Annotated in this window: 4 protein-coding genes; 1 reads left to right on the top strand and 3 read right to left on the bottom strand. The window is 51.5% G+C overall.

From position 1 onward, the window contains the following. Positions 1-90 precede the first annotated feature (90 nt). Genes Q0224_RS04265 through Q0224_RS04255 form a run of 3 tightly spaced genes read right to left on the bottom strand, consistent with a single transcriptional unit; the run spans position 91 to position 1,098 of the window. Positions 91-465, bottom strand: a complete 375-nt coding sequence (locus Q0224_RS04265) for a hypothetical protein (protein WP_297949371.1) — start codon at positions 463-465, stop codon at positions 91-93. Continuing rightward, on the bottom strand, positions 447-836 hold the full coding sequence (locus Q0224_RS04260; protein ID WP_297949369.1) for a hypothetical protein: 390 nt from the start codon (positions 834-836) through the stop codon (positions 447-449). Before Q0224_RS04260 ends, Q0224_RS04265 begins: the two co-directional genes overlap by 19 nt. Further along, positions 802-1,098, bottom strand: coding sequence for a hypothetical protein (locus Q0224_RS04255; protein ID WP_297949367.1), 297 nt, complete (start codon positions 1,096-1,098; stop codon positions 802-804). Before Q0224_RS04255 ends, Q0224_RS04260 begins: the two co-directional genes overlap by 35 nt. A 31-nt stretch (positions 1,099-1,129) precedes the next feature. Between Q0224_RS04255 and Q0224_RS04250 the strand changes: the two genes are divergently transcribed. Beyond that, positions 1,130-1,426, top strand: a 297-nt coding sequence (locus Q0224_RS04250; RefSeq protein ID WP_297949365.1) for a hypothetical protein, incomplete at its 3' end; no start/stop codon positions are given.

The raw sequence follows: 1,426 nt of genomic DNA, 5'->3' as shown, positions 1-1,426 counted from the left end.
AATTTAAAGGCGAACTGCCGAGCGTAACGGCGTTTGATAGACCCGCGACGATAGAGGTTTAGCGCGCTTTCTAGCTCTTGCGCCAAAGCCCTACCAGCCGTTTATCGTAAACAAAATCGCTAAGTTTTTCTGCGCCAAGAGCTCGTCCGAGAGGCGGTCGTATTCGTCCCCGAACCCAATTTCTTGCGCCATAGACGGCGGCTCATCATCCCAAGAGCCCATCGCACCGAATACATCGGCGATCCCCGCTGCGGCAAACGCCCTCAAGCTCGGCTGCGGCAGCGCTGCAAACGAAACGGCGTAATACTCACCCACAGCGACTTCGCCCCACAGCGTCTTAAGCGCATTATCAAATGTCTGCGCGAAGTTTTCGCAGCCTATCTTGCTCGCAAAATCCCTGATCTGCACTAAAACATTCCCGAATTCTGCGCTGTTATCGCGCGCGTTTAGCGCATCCCGCGCCAAAGGCGCTCGACGTATTTCACGCGCCAAGCCTTTTTGTCGCGATCGTATTTCCAATCAGGCGTAAAAACGCCGTCAAAGCCCTCGAAGCAGCAAACGATGCCGTTTACGCTCATACCCGAAAAACCCAAAAGCGCTCTATCTTTTGCGAAAGTTGGAATACTAAGTCCCGCGTCCTTCAGACCGAGCTTTAAGCACTGCTCTATCCAACGCCGCCGTGCGGAGATTGGCTCGTCCTCGCGTCCTTTTTGCGTGAGCCGTCCAGTGAAAAACTCGCGCGCTTTTTGCAAAAGTGGCGAGCCTGCGCTTTCGTCGGCGCCTTTTTCGCTCGCCGCTTTTTCATTTGACGCTTCTTTTCTTTTTGTCCGCTGCACCGCCGTTCTCGGCGGCTTCGTCCGTCGCACTGCCTTGCACTGCGCCGTACGCATCTTTTTGCTCCGCAGCTTTACTTGCGTCGTTTACGCCGTCCTGCTCTGCACGGCTCACACCCTCTGCGGTGCGGAAATGCTCCTTTGCAAACTCAAAATTTAAATATTTTATATATTTTTGATCTTGCGGCGACTGCTCAGGATTGCCGCGCAGAGCTGATTTTAGCGCGATGCATAGCGCGCACGAGAGATATATTTCGCCGTTCATAGATATCCTTTAAATTTAGACGCTTACATTCATGCGGCGGATTATTCACGCACGGCGCAGCAATCTAGCTACGATAAAAATTAGCCGCCGCGAGCGTAAAATTTTAGAAGCAGCTGCCGTATCGAAAGAAAAATTACGCTGCAAAATTTTAAATGTAGTTTACTACACCCAAGCTACCGATAAATTTAAGCAGGGCAATCACGCTGCGAGATCGAGGGTCACGCCGATACCAAGCAAAACGCGCTATGTTTTAAAGACAAGTCGCCGTGCCTACGCCGCCGCCAAATTTAAAATGAACCGATCGCACCGCAAAATTTTAAAAGCAAGC

This window comes from uncultured Campylobacter sp., from assembly GCF_938002845.1.
Classification (GTDB): Bacteria; Campylobacterota; Campylobacteria; order Campylobacterales; family Campylobacteraceae; genus Campylobacter_B.
Note: the sequence above shows the minus strand (reverse complement) of the source record. Positions and strands in the feature narration are given on the sequence as shown.